The 14,567-nt window shown below is 65.7% G+C and carries 12 protein-coding genes; 10 read left to right on the forward strand and 2 right to left on the reverse strand.

The genetic code is table 11. From position 1 onward, the window contains the following. Positions 1 to 8: 8 nt before the first annotated feature. Entirely contained in the window at positions 9 to 455 is a 447-nt protein-coding gene (locus tag QZ772_RS06725) for a type II secretion system protein N (RefSeq protein WP_295524201.1), read from the forward strand. Positions 456 to 467: 12 nt separating this feature from the next. Here the strand turns inward: QZ772_RS06725 and ilvA are convergent, their stop codons facing one another. After that, positions 468 to 2,024, reverse strand: a complete 1,557-nt coding sequence (gene ilvA, locus QZ772_RS06730) for a threonine ammonia-lyase, biosynthetic (protein ID WP_295524258.1) — start codon at positions 2,022 to 2,024, stop codon at positions 468 to 470. Positions 2,025 to 2,483: 459 nt separating this feature from the next. Between ilvA and QZ772_RS06735 the strand changes: the two genes are divergently transcribed. Next, positions 2,484 to 2,951, forward strand: a complete 468-nt coding sequence (locus tag QZ772_RS06735; protein ID WP_295524202.1) for an OsmC family protein — start codon at positions 2,484 to 2,486, stop codon at positions 2,949 to 2,951. Positions 2,952 to 3,007: 56 nt separating this feature from the next. Here the strand turns inward: QZ772_RS06735 and coq7 are convergent, their stop codons facing one another. Next, complete coding sequence (gene coq7, locus QZ772_RS06740) at positions 3,008 to 3,643, reverse strand: 2-polyprenyl-3-methyl-6-methoxy-1,4-benzoquinone monooxygenase (protein WP_295524204.1); 636 nt, start codon at positions 3,641 to 3,643, stop codon at positions 3,008 to 3,010. 298 nt (positions 3,644 to 3,941) lie between these two features. Between coq7 and QZ772_RS06745 the strand changes: the two genes are divergently transcribed. The 8 genes from QZ772_RS06745 to QZ772_RS06780 all read left to right on the forward strand — a co-directional run bounded on the left by QZ772_RS06745 (position 3,942) and on the right by QZ772_RS06780 (position 14,468). Continuing rightward, the gene (locus QZ772_RS06745) at positions 3,942 to 5,225 is read left to right on the forward strand and encodes a porin (RefSeq protein WP_295524205.1); all 1,284 of its coding nucleotides are present in this window, start codon (positions 3,942 to 3,944) and stop codon (positions 5,223 to 5,225) included. 272 nt (positions 5,226 to 5,497) lie between these two features. After that, the gene (locus tag QZ772_RS06750) at positions 5,498 to 7,051 is read left to right on the forward strand and encodes an ABC transporter substrate-binding protein (protein ID WP_295524259.1); all 1,554 of its coding nucleotides are present in this window, start codon (positions 5,498 to 5,500) and stop codon (positions 7,049 to 7,051) included. A gap of 202 nt (positions 7,052 to 7,253) precedes the next feature. After that, entirely contained in the window at positions 7,254 to 8,234 is a 981-nt protein-coding gene (locus tag QZ772_RS06755; protein WP_295524207.1) for an ABC transporter permease, read from the forward strand. Positions 8,235 to 8,277: 43 nt separating this feature from the next. Further along, the gene (locus tag QZ772_RS06760; protein ID WP_295524208.1) at positions 8,278 to 9,561 is read left to right on the forward strand and encodes a M20 aminoacylase family protein; all 1,284 of its coding nucleotides are present in this window, start codon (positions 8,278 to 8,280) and stop codon (positions 9,559 to 9,561) included. 40 nt (positions 9,562 to 9,601) lie between these two features. After that, entirely contained in the window at positions 9,602 to 11,176 is a 1,575-nt protein-coding gene (locus QZ772_RS06765; RefSeq protein WP_295524209.1) for an ABC transporter substrate-binding protein, read from the forward strand. Positions 11,177 to 11,315: 139 nt separating this feature from the next. Continuing rightward, complete coding sequence (locus tag QZ772_RS06770) at positions 11,316 to 12,227, forward strand: ABC transporter permease (protein ID WP_058642604.1); 912 nt, start codon at positions 11,316 to 11,318, stop codon at positions 12,225 to 12,227. A 133-nt stretch (positions 12,228 to 12,360) separates the two neighbouring features. Continuing rightward, positions 12,361 to 13,431, forward strand: coding sequence for an ABC transporter ATP-binding protein (locus tag QZ772_RS06775; protein ID WP_295524211.1), 1,071 nt, complete (start codon positions 12,361 to 12,363; stop codon positions 13,429 to 13,431). Further along, on the forward strand, positions 13,428 to 14,468 hold the full coding sequence (locus QZ772_RS06780; RefSeq protein WP_295524212.1) for an ABC transporter ATP-binding protein: 1,041 nt from the start codon (positions 13,428 to 13,430) through the stop codon (positions 14,466 to 14,468). The genes QZ772_RS06775 and QZ772_RS06780 overlap by 4 nt, the downstream gene beginning before the upstream one ends. The last annotated feature ends 99 nt before the right edge of the window (positions 14,469 to 14,567 follow it).

The raw sequence follows: 14,567 nt of genomic DNA on the forward strand, positions 1-14,567 counted from the left end.
GGCCCGTGTTGGCGACCACTGCCTTGCTCTGGGCAGCTGCTGCTGCAAGCGCGGTGTATTGGGGCCTGCGCCTCGCAGCGCCGGTCGACAGTGCGCTTGCACCGCCCGTGGCCGTGCCCGCGCTGGGTGTGGACACAGGCGATGTTGCGCGTGCCTTCGGCGCAGTGAAGGTCGCGGCCAGCGCGCCGATGGCCCCCGACGTTGCCAGCCGCTTCAGGCTGCTGGGGGTGGCGGCGGATCGGGACGGCGGCGGCGTCGCACTCATTGCGGTCGATGGCAAGCCACCGCGTTCCTACCGCGCGGGTGCGGCTTTCGATGGCCAGCTCGTGCTGCAGTCCATTGACGCGGCCGGTGCGCACATCGGTCCGGCTGCGGGCGGGACGGGGTTTCGGTTGACCGTACCGCCGCGGCCCCTTGCCGTGAACGGACCGCCGCGTTCGCTCGTCGAGCCCTGACGCGGCAGGCCCTCAGGCCTGAAGGAAGAGTCGATAGGCCGGGTTGGCCGTCTCTTCGATGAAGGGATAGCCCAGTTCCTTCAGGAAGGCCTGGAAGACGCCATCTTCCGCCGCGGGCACCTGCAGGCCGACGAGGATGCGTCCGTAGTCGGCGCCCTGGTTGCGGTAGTGGAACAGGCTGATGTTCCAGTTCGGCTTCATCAGGCTCAGGAACTTCAGCAGCGCGCCGGGCCGCTCCGGAAAGATGAAGCGCAGCAGCCGCTCGTCGCTCGCCAGACCGCTGCGCCCCCCCACCATGTAGCGAACATGCTCCTTCGCGAGCTCGTCGTGCGTGAGGTCGAGGGCGCCGAATCCGTGGCTGCGGAAGAGCTCCGCGATGCTGGCCGATTCACCGCGCTGCTGCGTCGTCAGGCCAACGAAAACATGGGCGCGCTGCGCATCGCTGATGCGGTAGTTGAACTCGGTCACGTTGCGCGGGCCGCCAGGCAACTGGCCCACCAGTTCGCAGAAGCGGCGGAAGCTGCCGCGCTCCTCGGGAATGGTGATCGCGAACAGGGCCTCACGCTCCTCGCCCACCTCGGCCCGCTCTGCCACGAAGCGCAGGCGGTCGAAATTCATGTTGGCGCCACACAGGATCGCCGCATAGGTTTCGCCGCGCTTTCCGTGCGTCTGCACGTACTGCTTGATCGCTGCAACGGCCAGTGCACCGGCGGGCTCGACGATGCTTCGCGTATCGATGAAGATGTCCTTGATGCCGGCGCAGACGGCGTCGGTGTCGACCGTGATGAATTCGTCCACGAGGTCGCTGGCGATGCGAAAGGTTTCTTCGCCGACCAGCTTGACGGCCGTGCCATCGGAAAACAGCCCGACGTCGGGCAGCGTGATGCGCTCACGGGCCGACACGGACTGCATCATGGCGTCCGAGTCGTTCATCTGCACGCCGATGACGCGGATGTCGGGCCGCACCGCCTTGATGTAGTTGGCCACGCCCGAGATCAGCCCGCCACCGCCGATGGCAACGAACACGGCATCGAGGCGGCCCTGGTGCTGCCGCAGGATCTCCATGGCGATCGTTCCCTGCCCGGCGATCACTTCAGGATCGTCGAATGGATGCACAAAGGTCAGACCTTCTTGCTCCTGCAGCGTGAGCGCGTGCTGGTAGGCATCTGAGTAGCTGTCGCCATGCAGATGGACTTCGCCGCCTAGGCCGCGCACGGCGTCGATCTTGAGTTGCGGCGTCGTGACGGGCATGACGATCACCGCCCGCGTCCCCAGCTTGCGCGCGCCCAGGGCAACACCCTGGGCATGGTTACCGGCCGACGCGCAGATAACGCCCCGCCCAAGCTGCTCCGCCGTGAGATGCGCCATTTTGTTGTACGCACCGCGCAGCTTGAAGCTGAACACCGGCTGTTGGTCTTCACGTTTGAGCAACACCGTATTGCCAACTCTGTCACTCAAACTCCGAGCGGGTTCCAGCGCCGATTCGATGGCCACGTCGTACACACGGGCGGTCAGGATTTTTTTGAGATAGTCGGCGGGCGTCAGCGCCGGTCCCTGGCTGGTAGGCATGGCGAAAGGAAGGACCAATGAGAACAGCGTTTGATGATACGCGGCCCCCCTCTGGCGGCCGGGAAGCGGAGGGCGCACGAACACCGCTGTTCGGCTCGCGTAGAGGCGGCGCGGGACTTCGCTTTTTGGTGCATGACGACACCTTAGAACCCGGCTCCAAGCGGCTCATCACTTCAATGACAAGGCCGGCGCGATTTCGGTGGTGCGACAAAACCGAATGCAGCGGGGCGCTCCAAGCGCGCCAAAGAAAAAAGCCCCGAGTCTTGCGACTCGGGGCCAAATCCACCAATTGGGAGGGTGGAGGAGACAACTGGGGCATACCCTCGAGTATGCGATGGGATAAAGTATAGCAAAGCCATGCTGCATCGCAACAAGTCTGTGATGCGGAATCGCAACATTTCTACAAACGCCCTCTCCTCCGTGAAGTAGTTCACTAAGTTGGGCCAGGAACTTTCACAGATGGAATGCACAGTCAGCTGGACCGGTCATGCGGGTACACGCTCTTCCATGGGGTTTGTCGCTGAGACCGGCAGCGGTCATGTCTTGACCATGGATGGTGCACCGGACGCCGCACGGCCCGAGAACGGCGGACAGAATCTCGCGCCGCGGCCCATGGAGACCGTCCTGGCAGGGACTGGAGGATGCACCGCCTACGACGTCGTCATGATCCTTCGCCGAGGGCGTCATCAGGTGGAAGGCTGCAGCGTGCGTCTGACCAGTGAGCGGGCAGAAAAGGATCCCAAGGTCTTCACCAAGATCCATATGCACTTCAAGGTGACAGGCCGTGCGATCCCAGAGTTGGCGGTCGAGAGGGCCATCGCGCTGAGTCACGAAACCTACTGCTCCGCCAGCATCATGTTGGCCAAGACCGCTGAGATCACCACGAGCTATGAGCTTGTGGACAGTGCTCGAACCACTTCAGGCTGAATCTCTCCTGGGCCGCAACCCGTGCCGCACCGTCGTTCGGACGGCCGTATGGTGTATCAAATGTGATGGGCGACGGTGGTCATGACCCGCGCCGCGACGTGCATGAGGGCCTTTGCCGGTGCAGGTAACGGCAGTCCGCCTGCCGCGCTCGCCCAAGCGGCGTGGGCAGCTTCGTCTGCCTTCATGCGGGCGACCACTGCGCGAGAGGCAATGTCGCCGACAGGCAGGCGACTCAAATGACCATCCAGATGCGCTTCGACCTGCTTTTCGGTTTCTTGGACAAAGCCCAGACTCCATTTGTCACCCAAACGACCGGCGATCATCCCCAGTGCAAAGGCGCCGCTGTACCAAAGCGGATTCAGCAGTGAAGGCCGAGCGCCGAGCCTGTCCAGGCGGTCACGCGTCCAACTGAGGTGGTCCGTTTCCTCTTGCGCCGCTCGCAGCAGAGTCTGTTTGAGCGAAGGGTTGCCAGTGGTCGCAGCCTGCGCACAGTAGAGCGCCTGCGCGCAGACCTCACCCACATGATTGACGCGCATCAGCGCGCCGGCCTCTTTGCGTTCAGCAGCGGACAAGGGTGCCTCAGAACTTGGCAGGGCCTGGGCGGGTGACGGAGTGCTGGCGCGCGGGCGTCCCCAGATCGTGCGCAGCGCGCTGTCTAGAGTGCCGAGAAATGCATCGACGGATGAACTCATGCTGGCATTTGAACGCATGCTGTGCGGTGCCACCAGTGCTGCATCTTTCCGTAATGTGAAAACCATGCGGCTCGGCACCGAGGTTGAGCGTGCCCTGGTCTTGTTGTACTACTGCAACGAAACGCGGAGCCCCCTTCAGATTTGGCCCGATTTGCTTTGCCGTGATGCCGGGCGTCTGGTGCAATAGCGACAACTTCCCAAAAGGAGGTTGGCCCGGGGCCCGGCGGGAGCACAGCATGTGCCAGCGCGGTGAACCCTTCGCACCGGCGCCCTATGTTTAACCTTGGAGAAACTTGCAATGAAAAAATCTCTAGTTGCTCTGGCTGCCCTGGCTGTCGCCGGTGTGGCCTCGGCCCAATCGTCGGTGACCCTGTTCGGTATCGTTGACGCCTCGATCAGCGGCGTGTCGAACAAGAGCGAACTGGTGACGAACCCCGCGGTTCTGCTGGCCAACCCGTTTGCCTACGCTCTGCTGCCCCAGTCGACGACCTCCAGCCGTACCGGCATCAGCAACTCGGCCAACAGCTCCAGCCGTCTGGGCTTCCGCGGCGTGGAAGACCTGGGTGGCGGCCTGGCTGCCAGCTTCTGGCTGGAAGGCGCGCTGAACAACGACGACGGCACCGGTGCTGCCACCGGCGGCGGCTTCAACTTCCAGCGTCGTTCCACCGTGAGCCTGTCGGGCCCCTTCGGTGAAGTGCGTCTGGGCCGTGACTACAAGCCGACGTTCTGGAACCTGACCGTGTTCGATCCGTTCGGCACGAACGGCGCCGGCACCGCTCTGGTGCAACGCGCCATCGGCGGCAGCACCGCTGTGCCCGCGATCGAAGGCTCCAACGTTCGCGCCAGCAACAGCATCGGCTACTTCCTGCCCCCGAACCTGGGCGGCTTCTATGGCCAGGCCATGTACGGCTTCAGCGAGCAAGCCAAGTACGACAACTTCCTGCAAGGCAGCCTGAACAACGGCAGCCGCACCGGCCGTTACTGGGGTGGCCGCTTCGGCTACGCCAACGGTCCTCTGGACGTTGCCGTTGCCTATGGCGAGCAAGTCAACGCTTCGAACTTCACGGTGGGCACCAACAACCTGTCGAAGAACTTCAACGTTGGCGGTAGCTACGACTTTGGCGTCGTGAAGCTGTTCGCTCAGTACGTGAACGTCAAGGGCACGGTTGACTACTCGGGCAACAACCAGCCCCTGTTCAACCCCGACACCAAGCTCGACGGCGCTCTGCTGGGCGTGACGGTGCCGGTCGGCGCCGGTCAGATCAAGGCCACCTACGGCAAGGTCAAGACCCGCGTGGACCAGAACCCCCTGGTGTACCTGACGAACCCCTTCTTCCAGTACAACGCCCCCAAGGCTGACCAACTGGCTCTGGGCTACGTCCACAACCTGAGCAAGCGCACCGCTCTGTACGCCACCGTGGCTTACATCAAGAACAAGAACGGCGCCGACTACCAGGCCAACTCCAATGGCCTGGCTACCCCTTACGTCGCCACGTTCCAGCCGGCTGGTACCGCTCTGACCGGTGCCTACCTGCCGAAGAGCTCGGTCGGCTACGACTTCGGTATCCGTCACTCGTTCTAATCTGATGCTGGCGCAGGCCAGCTAAGGATCAAGTTCGACAAAGCCACCCGGTGCGAGCCGGGTGGCTTTTTTGTTGGCATTCGATGCGACTGGCATAAACGCTCGTGTGGGGCCGCGTGTTTGGGCGAATGGGCGGTCGCAGCCCGCTCCAGCAGCGCAATGACCCTGCGTCACGCCCATCCTCCATTGCCGGATGTCGGCGACGTTGCAATAGTCGACCCTCCAAAACATACGAGGGGTTGCCTGTGAATTTCAAACGTCTGTGCGCACCGATGGCGGTGGTGTTGTCGATGGGGGTCGCCTTGCCCCTGCACGCCAAGACCTTCCGGTGGTCGAGTGCGAGTGACATCCCGACGATGGACATCCACTCCCAGAACAACGCGCTGGGCAACGGCGTGCACGCCGCCATCTACGACTCGCTGGTCTACTACAACAGCAAGACCTTCAAGCCCGAGGCGCAACTTGCCACGAGTTGGAAGAACATCTCGCCCACGCAGGTGCGCATCACCCTGCGCAGCGGCGTCAAGTTCAGCGACGGCTCGCCACTCAAGGCCGAGGATGTGGTCTATTCGCTCACCCGTGCCATGGCCAAGACGTCCAACTATGCGGTCTATGCGCAAGGCATCGACCAGGTGGTGAAGGTGGACGACAGCAACGTCGACATCCTGCTGAAGGCGCCGACGCCAACGCTCATCAACCAGTTGACCGAGCTGCGCATCATGAGCCGGGCGTGGGCCGAGAAGAACCGCTCGCTCGAGCCCAAGGACATCAAGACCCAGGAGGAAACCTTCGCCCACCGCAACGCCATGGGCACAGGGCCGTACATGGTGAAGGAGTGGCAGCCCGACCAGCGCCTGGTGCTGGTGGCCAATCCGCACTACTGGGGCAAGAACCCCACCAACGTGACGGAGATCGTCTACACGCCCATCAAGTCGCAGGCCACGCGCATGGCGGCACTTCTCTCGAACGAGACGGATTTCGTGCTCGACCCCAGTCCGCAGGACCTGGGCCGACTGCGCAACAACGCCGACATCAAGGTCATCGACGGCGTCGAGAACCGCACCATCTTCCTGGGCATGGACCAGTTCCGCGACGAGCTGCCCGGCTCCAATGTCAAAGGCAAGAACCCGCTGAAGGACGTGCGGGTGCGCAAGGCGCTCTACCAGGCCATCGACATCGCCGCGATCCACCGCGTGACGATGCGCGGGCTGTCGCAGAACACCGGTACCGTCATCGCGCCGCAGGTCAACGGCTGGACGAAGAAGGCCGACGTGCGCTGGCCCTATGACGTGGCCGCCGCGCAGAAGCTGCTGGCCGAGGCGGGCTATCCGCAGGGCTTCGAGGTCGACTTCGCCTGCTCCAACAATCGCTACATCAACGACGAATCCATCTGCCAGGCCGTCACCGCCATGTGGGCGCGCATCGGCGTCAAGGCCAAGCTGCGCACGCTGCCGCTGGTGACCTACTTCCCGATGATCCAGCGTTACGAAGCCAGCATCTACATGCTGGGCTGGGGCGTGCCCACCTTCGATGCGCTCTACAGCCTGCAGTCGCTGCTGCGCACGGTCGGCGCAGGCGGCGACGGCAACTACAACGTGGGCCGCTATTCCAACCCGCAGATGGATGCCCTCGTCGAGCGCGTCAAGGTGGAGACGGACCTCAAGGTGCGCAACGAGCTGCTCGAAAAGGCACTGCTGCTGTCGCATGAGGACGTGGCCTACCTGCCCCTGCACAACCAGGTCATCCCCTGGGCCATGCGCAAGAACATCGAGGTGATCCACCGCGCCGACAACCGCATCGACTGGCGCAGCGTGAAGGTGAACTGACCCACGCTTGAGCCGGGCCCCAGGTCCGCGCCCAGCGCCGGTCTGGCGAGTAGAGGCAGTGAGCCCACACAGTGGGCTTAGTGCTTTCCATGAACCAAAACAGGGCGCCGGGGGCGATGTTTGGTCTTATGCTCCCTGCGGCCGGGATGTGGTCTGGGCATGTCCTTTGCTCTGCTTCCCGCTTCGAGGAATTTACCCACGCATGCTCGCCTTCGTTCTGCGTCGCCTGATCCAGGCCGTCATCGTCATGGTGGCGGTGGCCTTCATCGCCTTCCTGCTGTTCCAGTACGTGGGCGACCCGGTGGTCTTCCTCCTGGGGCAGGACGCGACGCCCGATCAGATCCGCGAGCTGCGCTCCGCCCTGGGCCTCGACCAGCCCTTCTTCGTCCAGTTCTGGCACTTTCTGATCAACGCGGCCCAGGGCGAGTTCGGTCTGAGCCTGCGCCAGGGTGCCAAGGTGTCCAGTCTCATCGCCGAGCGCTTCCCGGCCACGTTGGAGCTGGCGCTGGTGGCCGCTGGGCTGGCGTTGCTGCTTGGCATCCCGATGGGCGTGTATGCGGCGCTGCGCCGGGGCAGCTTCATGAGCCAGATGTTCATGACGCTCTCGCTGCTGGGGGTGTCGCTGCCCACGTTCCTGATCGGCATTCTGCTGATCCTGGTCTTCGCAGTGCACTTGGGCTGGTTCCCCAGTTTCGGCCGTGGCGACATCGTGCAGATCGGCTGGTGGCGCACCGGCCTGCTCACGTTCGATGGCTGGCACCACCTTGTGCTGCCGGCGGTGACGCTGGCGATCTTCCAGCTCACGCTGATCATGCGGCTGGTGCGTGCCGAGATGCTCGAGGTGCTGCGCACCGACTACATCAAGTTCGCACGGGCGCGAGGGCTGTCCAACCGTGCCATCCACTTTGGCCACGCGCTCAAGAACACGCTGGTGCCGGTGATGACCATCACCGGGCTGCAGCTGGGCGGGCTGATCGCCTTCGCCATCATCACCGAGACGGTGTTCCAGTGGCCCGGGATGGGCCTGCTCTTCATCCAGGCCGTGACCTTCGCGGACATTCCGGTGATGGCGGCCTACCTGTGCCTCATCGCCTTGATCTTCGTCGTGATCAATCTGGTGGTGGACCTGCTCTATTTCGCCGTCGATCCGCGGCTGCGCGTGGGCAAGGCGGGCGGCCATTGATCGGCCAGCGCGAACCCTTTTGCCGCGCAGCGATCCTTCAGCCATGACTACACAACGCCTGTACGCGAACGGCCGGGCCTTCGAGCACATCGCCCGCTTCCATCCTGAACTCACCGCCTTCCGGCGCGACCTGCATGCGAACCCCGAGCTGGGCTTCGAAGAGGTGTACACCGCGGGCCAGGTCAAGGCCGCCTTGCAGGCCTGCGGCGTGGACGAGATCCACACCGGCATCGGCAAGACCGGCGTGGTCGGCATCATCCGCGGCCGCTCCACGGCCAGCGGCCGCATGATCGGCCTGCGCGCCGACATGGATGCGCTGCCGATGAAAGAGGACAACGACCTGCCCTGGTGCTCCGGCAAGTCGGGCCTGATGCACGGCTGCGGCCATGACGGGCACACGGCCATGCTGGTCGGCGCGGCGCGCTACCTGGCCGAGACGCGCCACTTCGACGGTACCGCCGTGCTGATCTTCCAGCCGGGCGAAGAGGGCTTCGCCGGCGCTCGCGTGATGATCGAGGACGGGCTGTTCGAGCGCTTCCCCGTCGATGCCGTCTATGCCATGCACAACTGGCCGGCCCTGCCGGCCGGCACCATCGGCATCAATCGCGGCGCCATGATGGCGGCGGCGGACCGCATCACCATCCGCATCACGGGCAAGGGGGGCCATGGCGCGCATGCCTACCTGACGGTCGATCCGGTCGTGGTCGCGGCCCACATCATCACGGCGGCGCAGACCATCACCTCGCGCAACGTGCGGCCCATCGACGCCGCTGTGGTCAGCCTTTGCGCCGTGCAGGCGGGCGACCTCGATGCCTTCAGCGTTATCCCAGGCACCGCCACGCTGGTCGGTACCGTACGCACCTTCAGTTCGCGCGTGCAGGCGCAGGTCGAGCAGCGCCTGCGCGAGCTGTGCACGCAGGTGGCCGCGGCCTTCGGCGCCACGGCCGAGCTGACCTACGAACGCATCTACCCTGCCACCATCAACACGGCGCCCGAGGCGCAGTTCGCCGCTGACGTGGCGGCTGCCATTGTTGGCGAAGGCAATGTCGACCGCCACCTCGAGCCCAGCATGGGCGCCGAGGACTTCTCCTTCATGCTGCAGAAGAAGGCGGGTGCCTATCTGCGCCTCGGCCAGGACGCCCGCGGCGGCGCCTTCCTGCACAACAGCCGATACGACTTCAACGATGACATCCTGCCCCTGGGCGCCGCGCTGCATGCGGGCCTGGTGGAACAGGGCATGCCCCTGGCCGGTGAAGCCGGCCGGGGCGCCGAGGCCGTCGCCACCCGCGCGGCCTCTTCCGACAGGACCGCCACCGCGGCCCAATGACCGATCGTCCCGAGCCTTGACCAACCCGAGGAGTGATTCCATGAGCTTCAAGAAAAAAGCCGCCGTCGCGGCCGTGCTGGCCGCGGCCAGCCTGATCGCCAGCGCCCAGACTGTGCGCATCGCCAACCAGGGCGACGCACTGTCGCTGGACCCGCATTCGCTCAATGAATCGCTCCAGCTGTCGGTGGACCTGAACGTCTACGAGGGCCTGACCGACCGCAACAAGGACCTGAGCCTGGCGCCGGCCCTGGCCACGTCCTGGAAGCAGACAGCGCCCGACACCTGGCGCTTCGAGCTGCGCAAGGGCGTGACCTTCCATGACGGTACGCCTTTCACGGCCGACGACGTGATCTTCAGCATCGCGCGCGCGGGCGGCGACGGCTCCGATGTGAAGGCCAAGGTCAACGACATCCAGGAAGTGCGCAAGGTCAACGAGCATGCCGTGGACATCGTCACCAAGGGCCCCTTCCCGATCCTGCCCGACGTGCTGTCCGACCTCGCCATCATGAGCAAGAAGTGGTGCGAGGAGAACAAGGCCGAGAAGCCGGTGGACCGACGAAAGGGCATCGAGAACACCGCGTCCTTCAAGGCCAACGGCACCGGTCCCTTCCGCGTGCGCGAGCGGCAGCCCAATGTGCGCACGGTGTTCGTGCGCAACATGAACTACTGGGGCAAGATCGAAGGCAACGCGCAGGAAGTGATCTTCACGCCCATCGCCAACCCGGCCACCCGCGTTGCGGCGCTGGTCTCGGGCGAGGTCGACGTGATGGAGCCGGTGCCCGTGCAGGACATCGCCCGCATCAATGCGAGCCCCAGCGCGCGCGTGGTGGTCGGCCCCGAGCTGCGCACCATCTTCCTGGGCATGGACCAGAGGCGCGACGAACTGCTGTACTCCAACGTGAAGGGCAAGAACCCCTTCAAGGACAAGCGCGTGCGCCAGGCCTTCTACCAGGCCATCGACATCAACGGCATCCAGCGCACGGTGATGCGCGGCGCCTCGCGGCCGACGGCGCTGATGGTGGGCCCCGGCATCAACGGCTGGACCGAGGCTCAGGACAAGCGCCTCCCCTATGACGCCGAGGCCGCCAAGAAGCTGCTGGCCGACGCCGGTTATCCGAGTGGCTTCGAGGTCACGATGAACTGCCCCAACGACCGCTACGTCAACGACGCACAGGTCTGCCAGGCAGTGGCGGCCAACCTGGCGCGCATCGGCGTCAAGATCAATCTGGCGGCTGAGACCAAGGGCACCTACTTCCCGAAGATCCTGCGCCGCGACACCAGCTTCTACCTGCTGGGCTGGACGCCCACCACCTACGACTCGCACAACGCGCTGGATGCGCTGATGCGCTGCCCCAACGACAAGGACGGCAGCGGCCAGTTCAACCTGGGGGCCTACTGCAATCCCAAGCTCGACGAGCTGATCGGCCAGATCAAGTCGGAGACCGACAAGGCCAAGCGCCAGGGCCTGATCGAAGCGGCCTTCAAGATCCACACCGACGACATCGGCCACCTGCCGCTGCACCAGCAGTCGCTGGCCTGGGGCGTGAGCAAGAAGGTGTCGCTGACCCAGCGCGCCGACAACTTCATGCCCTTCAAGTGGATCAGCATCAAGTGATCGTCCGGGCGTGAGGGCCGCCATCGGCTGAGTCCCCGCCAGCACCGCCCCGGCCGCGCAAGACGGCGGCCGGGCGGCATGCACTTCGCTTTGGATGGCCCCGGGCGCCTCGTCGCACGGCGCCCAGATACTTTCCCCGATGAAGAACACGCTCCTCCGTTGGCTCGACAGCGATGTCGGCCACAGTTTCAGGACCTCGCCCGTGGCGGTGGCTGCGGCGGTCATCGCCTTCGTCTGCATCTTCTGCTCGGTATTCGCCGGCTGGGTGGCGCCGCACAACCCCTTCGATCTTGCGTCGCTGGAGCTGGGCGACGCGCGGCTGCCACCGGCCTGGAGCGAGGGCGGCAGCAGCAAGTACCTGCTGGGCACAGACGACCAGGGCCGCGACATCCTCTCGGCGCTGATCTACGGCGCGCGCATCTCGCTGGTGGTGGGCGTGGTGTCGGTCATCCTGTCGGTGGTGGTGGGCGTGCTGCTGGGCCTGCTCGCCGGCTTCCTGGGCGGCTGGCTCGATGCCTTCCTGATGCGGCTTTGCGACGTGATGCTGTCCTTCCCGCCCATCCTGGTGGCACTGCTGATCGCGGGCGTGGGGCGGGCGCTCTTTCCCAATGCGCATGAGTCGCTGGCCTTCGGCGTGCTGATCATCTCGATCTCGCTCACCGGCTGGGTGCAGTACGCGCGCACGGTGCGCGGCTCCACGCTCGTCGAGCGCAGCAAGGAGTACGTGCAGGCCGCACGTGTGACGGGCGTGGCGCCGCTGCGCATCATGCTGCGCCATGTGCTACCCAACGTGACCGGGCCCGTGCTGGTGCTGGCCACCATCCAGGTGGCGACGGCCATCATCACCGAGGCCACGCTGAGCTTCCTGGGCGTGGGCGTGCCGCCGACCTCGCCATCGCTGGGCACGCTGATCCGCGTGGGCAACGACTATCTGTTCTCGGGCGAGTGGTGGATCACCGTCTTTCCGGGCGCCATGCTGGTGCTGATCGCGCTGTCGGTGAACCTGCTGGGCGACTGGCTGCGCGACGCATTGAATCCCCGGCTGAGATGACTCCCCCAGCCTTCGCGGACGTCGTTCCGCTTCGCCAACCCCCTCAAGGGGGCGCATTCAGCGGCCCGGCCAAGCCGGTCCCGTGGATGCACGCGCATGGCCTGCTCCGCGGCCTTTTGTTCAGGGGACACGCATGAGCCTGCTCCAGGTGAAGAACCTCGTCGTCGAATTCCCCGGCCGCCGCGGCACGCTGCGGGCGCTGGACGACATCTCCTTCGACATCGCGCCGGGCGAGATCCTGGGCGTGGTGGGCGAATCGGGCGCGGGCAAGTCGCTCACCGGTGCGGCCATCATCGGCCTGCTGGAGCCGCCCGGTCGCGTGGCCGGTGGGCAGATCCTGCTGCAGGGCCAGCGCATCGACAACCTCGGCTACGAGCAGATGCGCCACATCCGTGGCCGCAAGATCGGCGCGATCTTCCAGGACCCGCTCACCTCGCTGAACCCGCTCTACACCGTGGGGCGGCAGCTCATCGAGACCATCCGCGCGCACCTGCCCGTGACCGAGACCGAGGCCAAGCGCCGCGCCATCGCGTTGCTGCAGGACACGGGCATCCCCGCGGCCGAGCAGCGCATCGACCACTATCCGCACCAGTTCTCCGGCGGCATGCGCCAGCGCGTGGTGATCGCGCTGGCTCTGGCGGCCGAACCGCAGCTGATCGTGGCTGACGAACCCACCACGGCGCTGGACGTGTCGATCCAGGCGCAGATCATCCAGCTGCTCAAGCGCCTGTGCCGCGAGCGCGGCGCGGCCGTCATGCTGATCACCCACGACATGGGTGTGATCGCCGAGACCTGCGACCGCGTGGCCGTCATGTACGCCGGCCGCATCGCCGAGATCGGCCCCGTGCACGAGGTGATCCACCAGCCGGCCCACCCGTACACGGGCGGCCTGATGGCGTCGATTCCCGAGATGGACAGCGACCGCGAGCGCCTGAACCAGATCGACGGCGCCATGCCGCGGCTCAATGCCATTCCCCAGGGCTGTGCCTACAACCCGCGCTGCCCGCGCGTGTTCGACCGCTGCCTGCAGGAGCGGCCCGAACTGATGCCAGCTGGCGCCACGCGTGCCGCCTGCTGGCTGCACGATGGGGCCGATCCGCACCGCGGCCATGACCGTCTGGCCGCCGAGCATGTCGTCGCGATGGCACAAGGCGAACGTGCGATGCCCGACGCCGCCACGCCTGTCCAGGAGATCGACGAATGAGTGCCGTGCTGGCGTCTTCCCAACAAACCAAGTCGACCCAGGGCGCGGCGCCGCTGGTCGTCGCCCATGACCTGGCGCGCACCTTCGACGTATCGGCGCCCTGGCTCAACCGCGTGCTGGAGCGTAAGCCCCGCACCCTGCTGCATGCCGTCGACGGCGTGAGCTTCGAGATCGAGCGCGGCAAGACGCTGGCGCTGGTGGGCGAATCGGGCTGCGGCAAGAGCACCGTGGCGCGACTGCTGGTGGGCCTGTACGAGCCCACGCGCGGCGGCATGCGCTTCGACGGCCAGGATGCGCATGCGGCCTACCGCACGGCCGCGGGCCGGCAGCTGCGCCGGCGCATCCAGATGATCTTCCAGGACCCGTACGCCAGCCTCAATCCGCGCTGGGTGGTCGAGGACATCATTGCCGAGCCGCTGCGCGAGCACGGCATCCTGCGCGAGAAGGCGGCCGTCCGTGAGCGCGTGGGCGAGTTGCTGCGCTCGGTGGGCCTGTCGCCGCTGGACATGGCCAAGTACCCGCACCAGTTCTCGGGCGGGCAGCGCCAGCGCATCTCCATCGCGCGGGCGCTGGCCACGGCGCCCGAGTTCCTGGTCTGCGACGAGCCTACTTCGGCCCTGGACGTGAGCGTGCAGGCGCAGGTGCTCAACATCATGAAGGACCTGCAGCGCGAGCGCGGTCTGACCTACCTGTTCATCTCACACAACCTGGCCGTGGTTCGGCATGTGAGCGACCAGGTGGGTGTGATGTACCTGGGCCGGCTGGTGGAGCTGGCCGACAAGGCGCAGCTCTTCGCGCAGCCGCGCCATCCCTATACGCGCATGCTGCTGGACGCGATTCCGCAGATGCATGCGACCGGTCGTGCGCGCACCCCCGTGCAGGGCGAGGTGCCCAACCCGCTCAACCCACCCACGGGCTGCGCATTCCATCCGCGCTGCCCGCATGCCAATGCGCGTTGCTCAGCCGAGCGGCCGGCGCTGCTGAACATCGGTGGCGTGCGCGTGGCCTGCCACGCGGTGGAAGAGGGACGCATCTGATCCGCTGAGAGCGAGGCGCCGCACCAGCGGTAGTTCCACCGATGACGGCTGCAGGATCGGGGCGTAAGGTCGGCACCCCGGTCCGGCGACGCCGGGCCT

The organism is uncultured Pseudacidovorax sp., assembly GCF_913773995.1.
Lineage (GTDB): Bacteria > Pseudomonadota > Gammaproteobacteria > Burkholderiales > Burkholderiaceae_C > Xenophilus.

What these genes read in the sequence shown, in the direction of transcription:
- QZ772_RS06780 (WP_295524212.1), top strand. Translation starts at nt 13,428, where the DNA reads ATGAGTGCCGTGCTGGCGTCTTCCCAACAAACCAAGTCGACCCAGGGC.
- QZ772_RS06750 (WP_295524259.1), top strand. Translation starts at nt 5,498, where the DNA reads ATGGCGGTGGTGTTGTCGATGGGGGTCGCCTTGCCCCTGCACGCCAAG.
- ilvA (WP_295524258.1), bottom strand. Translation starts at nt 2,024, where the DNA reads ATGCCTACCAGCCAGGGACCGGCGCTGACGCCCGCCGACTATCTCAAA.
- QZ772_RS06735 (WP_295524202.1), top strand. Translation starts at nt 2,484, where the DNA reads ATGGAATGCACAGTCAGCTGGACCGGTCATGCGGGTACACGCTCTTCC.
- QZ772_RS06760 (WP_295524208.1), top strand. Translation starts at nt 8,278, where the DNA reads ATGACTACACAACGCCTGTACGCGAACGGCCGGGCCTTCGAGCACATC.
- QZ772_RS06755 (WP_295524207.1), top strand. Translation starts at nt 7,254, where the DNA reads ATGCTCGCCTTCGTTCTGCGTCGCCTGATCCAGGCCGTCATCGTCATG.
- coq7 (WP_295524204.1), bottom strand. Translation starts at nt 3,643, where the DNA reads ATGAGTTCATCCGTCGATGCATTTCTCGGCACTCTAGACAGCGCGCTG.
- QZ772_RS06745 (WP_295524205.1), top strand. Translation starts at nt 3,942, where the DNA reads ATGAAAAAATCTCTAGTTGCTCTGGCTGCCCTGGCTGTCGCCGGTGTG.
- QZ772_RS06775 (WP_295524211.1), top strand. Translation starts at nt 12,361, where the DNA reads ATGAGCCTGCTCCAGGTGAAGAACCTCGTCGTCGAATTCCCCGGCCGC.
- QZ772_RS06765 (WP_295524209.1), top strand. Translation starts at nt 9,602, where the DNA reads ATGAGCTTCAAGAAAAAAGCCGCCGTCGCGGCCGTGCTGGCCGCGGCC.
- QZ772_RS06770 (WP_058642604.1), top strand. Translation starts at nt 11,316, where the DNA reads ATGAAGAACACGCTCCTCCGTTGGCTCGACAGCGATGTCGGCCACAGT.